This is a genomic window from Sulfitobacter sp. HI0129 (genome assembly GCF_001635395.1).
In the GTDB taxonomy this organism is placed as follows: Bacteria; Pseudomonadota; Alphaproteobacteria; order Rhodobacterales; family Rhodobacteraceae; genus Sulfitobacter.
In genome coordinates this window covers 1-423 of the sequence record NZ_LWGH01000946.1, presented here as the reverse complement: position 1 = coordinate 423, position 423 = coordinate 1, and the positions used below count along the sequence as shown (strand labels likewise).

Here is a 423-nt window from a genome sequence, read left to right as displayed (position 1 = left end):
CCTCGGCATTGCGCCGACCACGGCCTATTCGAAGATAAAATCCTATGGCATCGATCCTGCCGAATTCCGGTGATCGCTGTCCTTCCTCCGTTCCTCAGCTCAGTCCACGCCGCTTTCGTTCCGCATCGTCCCACGCGGTGAGCGGCTGGTAATCCGGCACGAAGCCCAGCCCTTTCTGCGCGTCCGACGACGATACCCCCTGCGAGGTAACGACGTCGATCACGGCGGGCGCGTTTTCAAGGGCGCGGCGCAGTGCGTCCTTCAGTTGGGCCGGGTCCTCCACCCTTTCGCCATGCGCGCCAAGGGCACGCGCCATGGCGGCGTAATCGGAATGGCGCAATTCGGTACCGACGACGCGGCCACCGTAGTTGAACTCCTGATCGTAGCGTTCGATGTTCCATGCCGCGTTGTTCGACACGATGA

General features: G+C 62.4%; 1 protein-coding gene. It reads right to left on the bottom strand.

Annotation, left to right across the window (positions count from 1 at the left end):
- Positions 1 to 94: 94 nt before the first annotated feature.
- Positions 95 to 423: thiamine pyrophosphate-dependent enzyme (locus A3764_RS21165; protein ID WP_236628286.1), on the bottom strand; the 329-nt coding region annotated here is incomplete at its 5' end.